This window comes from Streptomyces murinus, from assembly GCF_002154555.1.
Taxonomy (GTDB): Bacteria; Actinomycetota; Actinomycetes; order Streptomycetales; family Streptomycetaceae; genus Streptomyces; species Streptomyces murinus.
The window spans coordinates 1-7,040 of the sequence record NZ_MUNF01000248.1; the positions used below are offsets into that span (position 1 = coordinate 1).

General features: G+C 73.5%; 7 protein-coding genes. 3 read left to right on the top strand and 4 right to left on the bottom strand.

Features of this window, described 5'->3' with window-relative positions:
• Position 1 precedes the first annotated feature (1 nt).
• Both CCN72_RS16605 and CCN72_RS38065 read left to right on the top strand, forming a co-directional pair.
• Positions 2-517 (top strand): NUDIX hydrolase, encoded by a 516-nt coding sequence (locus CCN72_RS16605; RefSeq protein ID WP_086808190.1) that lies wholly within the window; start codon positions 2-4, stop codon positions 515-517.
• Between the two features lie 26 nt (positions 518-543).
• A complete protein-coding gene (locus tag CCN72_RS38065) occupies positions 544-708 on the top strand; it encodes a CGNR zinc finger domain-containing protein (RefSeq protein WP_244174263.1) in 165 nt (54 codons plus the stop codon).
• 6 nt (positions 709-714) lie between these two features.
• On the opposite strand, the gene CCN72_RS16615 is transcribed toward CCN72_RS38065, so the two are convergent.
• Positions 715-1,959 carry an MFS transporter gene (locus CCN72_RS16615; RefSeq protein WP_167408683.1) on the bottom strand — a complete coding sequence of 415 codons (1,245 nt, stop codon included), beginning with the start codon at positions 1,957-1,959 and terminating at the stop codon, positions 715-717.
• A 95-nt stretch (positions 1,960-2,054) separates the two neighbouring features.
• On the opposite strand from CCN72_RS16615, the gene CCN72_RS16620 reads away from it, so the two are divergent.
• Positions 2,055-4,424: an ATP-binding cassette domain-containing protein gene (locus tag CCN72_RS16620; protein WP_086808192.1), complete on the top strand. Its 2,370-nt coding sequence runs from the start codon at positions 2,055-2,057 to the stop codon at positions 4,422-4,424.
• A 3-nt stretch (positions 4,425-4,427) separates the two neighbouring features.
• Here CCN72_RS16620 and CCN72_RS16625 read toward each other — a convergent pair whose 3' ends face one another.
• The 3 genes from CCN72_RS16625 to CCN72_RS16635 form a co-directional block, all read right to left on the bottom strand.
• The gene (locus CCN72_RS16625; RefSeq protein ID WP_086808193.1) at positions 4,428-4,904 is read right to left on the bottom strand and encodes an HAD domain-containing protein; all 477 of its coding nucleotides are present in this window, start codon (positions 4,902-4,904) and stop codon (positions 4,428-4,430) included.
• Between the two features lie 47 nt (positions 4,905-4,951).
• Positions 4,952-5,605, bottom strand: coding sequence for an RraA family protein (locus tag CCN72_RS16630; protein ID WP_086808196.1), 654 nt, complete (start codon positions 5,603-5,605; stop codon positions 4,952-4,954).
• Between the two features lie 27 nt (positions 5,606-5,632).
• A partial coding sequence (locus CCN72_RS16635; RefSeq protein WP_086808194.1) for a HelD family protein occupies positions 5,633-7,040 on the bottom strand: 1,408 nt, incomplete at its 5' end.

A 7,040-nucleotide genomic window follows, 5' to 3' on the forward strand; every position in this document is an offset into this window, starting at 1 on the left:
GGTGGAGCGGGTCGACGGCCGGGATCGCGTGCTGGGGGTGGTCGGCCGTCGGGAGGCCGTCCGGGAGGGGTGGCTGCATCGGGTCGCCGTGACGGTGTGCCGTGACGAGCGTGGCCGGGTCCTCGTCCACCGGCGGTCGGAGCGGCTGTCGCGCTTCCCCGGGCTCCATGAGGTCGTGGTCGGTGGCGCGGTGAAGGCCGGCGAGTCCTACGAACAGGCCGCCGCGCGGGAGCTGGCCGAAGAGCTGGGCATTCGTGCACTGCCGCGCCCGCTGTTCACGTTCGTCAACCGCAGCGGCCTGAGCCCGCACTGGCTCGGCGTGCACGAGGCCGTGGTGCCGGACGCCGTGGTCCCCGACCCCGCCGAGGTCGCCTGGCATGACTGGCTGACCGAGCCGGAACTGCGATCGGCCCTGCTGGAGTGGCACTTCACCCCCGACAGCCACGAAGTCTTCGGCCGCTACCTCGCGCTCCGGACCGCGCGACTCTCGCCGCCGAACAGCGAGACGGGTCAGTGATGCCGGACGGAACCAGGGGAGGGCGGATGGCGGGGCGGCTTTCGGGCGGGGAGCGGGAGCGGTTGCGGGAGGTGTACGACCTGCCGGCGCACCCCCGCCGCCGCTGGTGCTCCCCCGCCCGCTGCGGCAACCGGGCCCGGGTCGCCCGTTACTACCAGCGGCACAGCGTGGCGCGGGAGCCCCGGTGCTGAGGTGGGTCAACTTCCCTGTGGGCTCCGCATGTTCCGTACCTGTGGGGAGAGCAGCGCCGCCGCCGTCGCCAGGGTGATCAGCGCCGCGCAGCCCGCCAGCGCCCGTCCCGTGCCCACCGCCGTCGCCGTGGGGCCCGCCACCAGGAGGCCCAGCGGGGCGAAGGAGAGGGAGCCGAACCAGTCGTAGGAGCTGACCCGGGACAGGGCGTGCTCGGGGACCTCGCGGTGGATGGTCGTGGCCCACAGGACGCCGAAGACATCGCTCGCGAGACCCGAGGCGAACATCGCGAGGACGATCGCCCAGAGCGGGGCCGCGAGCGCCAGCAGGGTGATCGGAACGGCGGCCGGGAAGGTGCACAGGACGGCCACGAGGAGGGGGCGGGAGACCCGTACCCGGGCGGCCAGGCCCGCGCCCGCGACGGTGCCGATCGCCTGGGCGGCCACGATCACCGACCACGACCGCGCGCCGCCCAGGTGCTGCGTGGCCATCAGCGGCCCCAGGACCCCCGCGTTGGCGTTGAGCGCGGCGACCACGAGGGCGTACTGCGCGACCACCACCCACAGCCACTGCCGGGAGGCGAACTCCCGCCAGCCCTCCTTCAGTTCGGTCCAGCCGGAGGAGCTGCCGCGCGGGCGCCGGGGCACCCGCAGCCGGGCCGTCAAAGCTGCGCTGACCACGAAGGAGACGGCGTTCAGCGCGAGCGCCCAGCCCGCGCCCACCGCCGCCACGGTCACGCCGGACAGGGACAGGCCCAGCAGCAGGGAGGTGTTGGTGCCCATCCGCAACAGGCCGTTGGCGCGCTGGAGGCGGTCCTTGGGGACGAGGAGCGGGACGAGTCCCTCGGAGGCGGGCGCGAACAGGGCCGTCGCGGTGCCCGCCAGGACGGCGAGGGCGCACAGCGCGGGCAGCGGGGCCACGCCCGTCAGCACCATCGCGGCCAGCGCGCCGTACGCCCCCGCCCCGAGCACATCGGCCAGGGCCATCAGCGCCGAGCGGGACATCCGGTCCGCGATCACCCCGCCCACCAGCACGAACAGCAGCTGCGGCAGTGCCTGGCAGGCCAGGACCAGCGACAGCCGGCCGGGGCTCGCGCCGGGCAGCGCGAGCACGGCGAAGGCGAGGGCCACCCGGGCGAAGCCGTTGCCCAGCACGGAGACGACCCGTGCGCCGAGGAGGAGGGTGAAGCGGGTGTCCCGCCACAGCGGAAGGGCGGTTTCGTCCGGGAGGGGTTTGCTCGAAGACAGCGTCACGGGCGCGCAGCCTAGGGGCGGCCGGGAGGGCACGCGCCGGAACCGGTCAGAATCGAAGAAGCGGTTCTTCCGCGCCCCCGGCTACCGTGGCCCGCATGGACGCCGCCAACGCCGCCCCCGCCGCCGACCGACATGACCTGATCCGGGTGCTCGGAGCCCGCGAGAACAACCTCAAGGACGTCAGCGTCGAGATCCCCAAGCGCCGGCTGACGGTGTTCACCGGGGTGTCCGGCTCCGGCAAGAGCTCGCTGGCGTTCGACACCATCGCCGCCGAGTCGCAGCGGCTGATCAACGAGACGTACAGCGCGTTCGTGCAGGGCTTCATGCCCTCGCTCGCGCGGCCCGAGGTGGACGTCCTGGACGGGCTGACCACCGCGATCATCGTGGACCAGCAGCGGATGGGCGCCGACCCGCGCTCCACCGTCGGCACCGCCACCGACGCGGGCGCCATGCTGCGCATCCTCTTCAGCCGGCTCGGCACCCCGCACCTCGGCTCGCCCAAGGCGTTCTCCTTCAACGTGGCCTCGATCAGCGGCGCCGGCGCGGTCACCGTGGAGCGGGCCGGCCGGCAGGTCAAGGAGCGGCGCAGCTTCAGCATCACGGGCGGCATGTGCCCGCGCTGCGAGGGCCGGGGCACCGTCACCGACCTCGACCTCACCCAGCTGTACGACGAGGGCAAGTCGCTGAACGAGGGCGCGCTGACCGTGCCCGGCTACAAGGCCGGCGGCTGGAACTACCGCCTGTACGCCGAGTCCGGCCTGATGGACCCGGACAAGCCGATCCGCGCGTACACCAAGCGGGAGCTGGCCGACTTCCTGCACCGCGAGCCGACCCGGATGAAGATCGCCGGAATCAACATGACCTACGAGGGTCTGATCCCGCGCATCCAGCGGTCGATGCTGGCCAAGGACCGGGAGGGGATGCAGCCGCACATCCGGGAGTTCGTGGACCGGGCGGTCACCTTCACGGTGTGCCCGGACTGCGACGGCACCCGGCTGACCGAGGCGGCCCGCTCCTCGAAGATCGCGGGGATCGGCATCGCGGACGCGTGTGCGATGCAGATCAGCGATCTGGCCGATTGGGTACGGGAGTTGACCGAGCCGTCCGTCGCGCCGCTGCTGGACTCGCTGCGGGACACCCTCGACTCGTTCGTGGAGATCGGCCTCGGCTATCTCTCGCTGGACCGGCCCTCGGGCACGCTGTCGGGCGGCGAGGCGCAGCGCGTGAAGATGATCCGGCACCTCGGCTCCTCGCTCACCGATGTGACGTACGTCTTCGACGAGCCCTCCGTCGGACTGCACCCGCACGATGTGCGGCGGATGAACGGGCTGCTGCTGCGGCTGCGCGACAAGGGCAACACGGTGCTCGTGGTGGAGCACAAGCCCGAGGTGATCGCGATCGCCGACCATGTGGTGGACCTCGGGCCAGGGGCGGGCACCGCGGGTGGCACGGTCTGCTACGAGGGCGACCTCGCGGGGCTGCGGGCCGCGGGCACCCTCACCGGACGCCATCTGGACGACCGGGCCGCGCTGAAGAAGACGGTGCGCGAGCCCACCGGCGCGCTGGAGGTCCGCGGCGCCACGACGCACAATCTGCGCGGTGTCGACGTGGACATCCCGCTCGGGGTGCTGACCGTGATCACCGGGGTGGCCGGGTCGGGGAAGAGTTCGCTGGTGCACGGGTCGATCCCGGCCGGGGAGCAAGTCGTATCGGTCGACCAGGCGCCGATCCGCGGTTCGCGGCGCAGCAACCCGGCGACGTACACCGGGCTGCTGGACCCGATCCGCAAGGCGTTCGCGAAGGCAAACGGGGTCAAGCCCGCGTTGTTCAGCGCCAATTCGGAGGGTGCCTGCCCGAACTGCAACGGCGCGGGCGTCGTCTACACCGACCTGGGGATGATGGCCGGGGTGGCCACGACGTGCGAGGAGTGCGAGGGCAGGCGGTTCGAGGCGTCGGTGCTGCGGTACCGGCTCGGCGGGCGGGACATCAGCGAGGTGCTGGCGATGCCGGTGGCCGAGGCGGCGGAGTTCTTCGGCGCGGGCGAGGCGCACACCCCGGCGGCGCACCGGATCCTCGGCCGCCTCGCCGACGTCGGCCTCGGCTACCTCACCCTCGGGCAGCCGCTCACCACGCTGTCCGGCGGTGAACGGCAGCGGCTGAAGCTGGCCACGCACATGGCCGACAAGGGCGGCATCTACGTCCTGGACGAGCCGACCACCGGCCTCCATCTGGCCGATGTCGACCAACTCCTCGCGCTGCTCGACCGGTTGGTGGACTCCGGCAAGTCGGTCATCGTGGTGGAGCACCACCAGGCGGTCATGGCCCACGCCGACTGGATCATCGACCTCGGCCCGGGCGCCGGACACGACGGCGGCCGAATCGTCTTCGAGGGCACCCCGGCCGACCTGGTCGCGGCCCGCTCGACGCTCACCGGGGAACATCTGGCGGAGTACGTGGGGGCGTGAGCCTCAGCGCGCCGCGAGCCACTCTTCGAGGACCCGGAAGTCGGCCTCCGTCAGGCCGTACCGGTGGTCCACCCGGTGCAGGAGCGCGGGCCCGGGGTGATGTACGGCGACCCAGGCGCGGTCGGCCTCACCGATCTCGTCGTCCACCCAGACGAAGGCCCGTCCCGCGGCCCAGGTGACCAGCGGGCGGGTCTTCCAGTGCGGCGGACCGGGCGGTCCGTCCTCGTCCGGCCACCGCACGACGGGCAGCGCGGGCAGGCCCAGCCAGGGCGCGAGCACGGCATTGGCCTCGTCCATCCAGGTGGTGGCCCACACCAGCTCGCAGCCCAGGGCGGCGAGACGGTGGCCGAGCGCCGGGTCGACGCGGGTGAGCAGGGGGTGTCCGACGACGGGCACGGGCGGGCCGTCGTGGACCGGGTACGCGTGGTCCGCCGCCCCGAACGGGATGAGCGGGCCGTCGACATCGAGGAAGAGCAGCATCACCGTCCAGGATCGCCCCCCGGGCGGCCCAGGGGCGCCCCCTCACCTCACCCCTCGAACCCCCGCGCCTTCAGGATCTCCTCGATCCGCGTCCGGTGAGCCCGCTCCCAGTCGTCCAGGGTCTCGGCCGCCTCCTTGGCGAGCTTGGCGCGGGCGGCGGTGAGGATGGTGGGGGCGCGGGTGGCAGGGACGGTGACCACGCCCTCCTCGTCGGCCACGATCACGTCGCCGGCCTCGATCCGTACGCCCCCGCAGCGCACGGGGAGGCCGAAGGGGCTCGCGACCTCCTTGGCGCCCGGGATGGGCACGATGCCCCGGGCGAAGACCGGGAAGCCCAGGTCACGCACCTCGGCGAGATCGCGGATCACTCCGTCGGCGACGAAGGCGGCGATGCCGTGCCGCTGGGCCACGGCGCAGACGTTGCCGCCGGCCAGGGCGTACCGCAGGTCCCCGGACTCGACCACGATCACCGAGCCGGGGGCGGCGCGGTGGACGGCGGCGTGCAGCATGAGGTTGTCGCCGGGCGGGCAGCTCACGGTGAACGCCGGTCCGGCCACCCGGGGCACCGGCCCCCACAGCGGCCGTATCCCGATGTCCATGACCTGCTCCACCCCGAGCAGATCGGCGAGGGTGGTGGTGGGAATGTCCCGGAAGGCTGCGAAGTCCGGTACGTCATCAGTGTGTTCAGCGAGTTCGGTCATGTACGGCACGCTACCCACCGGGCGCGCTCAGAACGGCAGCGGCCGCCCGTGCACCACGTCCAGGCGGGACACCGCCCGGGTCAGCACCACGTACAGCCGGTGCGCGCCCCGCTCCTCCGCCTCGGCCACGGCGGCCGGTTCCACCGCGATGACATGGTCGTACTCCAGGCCCTTGGCCACGCTCGCGGGGACGAGGGTCAGCCGGGCGCCGAGGGCGTCGGGGGCGGCCGGATCGAGGCCCGCGTCGGTGAGGGCGCGGGCCACCGCGGGCACATCCGTGTCGGCCGCGATCACCCCGACCGAGCCCGCCCGGGTGAGGGCGCGGCGGGCGGCGGCGACCGTGGTGGCGAGGACGTCCTCGGCCCGGTGCAGGGTCAACTCCCCGTCGGCGCGCAGGGACCGGGCGGGCGGCACCGCCACCTCCAGACGGGCCAGCAGCCGGTTGGCCAGGGCGACGACCGCCGCCGGCACCCGGAACCCGGTGGTCAGCGACACCACCGCCGCGTCCGGCCGGCCGAGGTGGCGCAGCTGCGCGGACCAGTCGCGGGCGGCCCATGGCGCGGTGCCCTGGGCGAGGTCGCCGAGGACGGTCAGCGAGCCGAAGACGGCCCGGCGGGCGATCGCCCGGCACTCCATCGGCGAGAGGTCCTGCGCCTCGTCCACCACGATGTGCCCATAGCTCTCGGGGTGTTCGATCAGCCCGGACAGCTCGTCCAGCAGGACCAGATCGGCGGCCGGCCAACGGGCCGACTTGAACGAACGCGGCGGACGCGCCCACAACAGCGCCTCCTGCTCACCGGGTTCCAGGAGCCCGCGCGCCGACCGAGCCAACACCTCTTTGTCGGTGAGGAGTTGGGCCAGCACCTCCTCCGGGCGGACCTTGGGCCACACCAGGTCGAGCTGGGCGGTGAGCGGCCGGGCGTGCTCCATGCGCCGTACCCAGGCGGCCGGCAGCACCCCGGAGCGCCGTTCGGCGAGCGCGCGCAGCCGTCGTACCACCCGGGTGCGCACCCGCTCGCGGCCGACGGCGTACGGCGGCTCCTCCGCGCGCACCTCCCGTACGATCGCGGCGAGTTCGGCGGCGCGCACCCGCCAGCGGTAGGAGCCGTCGGGCACCGCGAGGTCGCTCACGCCGTCCGTGGTGACATGCGCGTACAGCGCCCGGCGCAGCACCTCGGCCATGCGGGGGTCGTGCTTGAGGGCGGCCGTGGGCACCGGGTCGGTGCCGGTGACCGGGTGGCGGGCGATCTCGTCCAGCAGGGTGGACTGGCGCACGCCGCTCTCGCCGAGCGCGGGCAGCACCTCGGAGATGTAGGCGAGGAAGGTGCGGTTGGGGCCGAGGATCAGCAGTCCGGCGCGCTGGAGCCGCTTGGGGTGGGTGTAGAGCAGATAGGCGGCGCGATGCAGTCCGACGGCGGTCTTTCCGGTGCCGGGG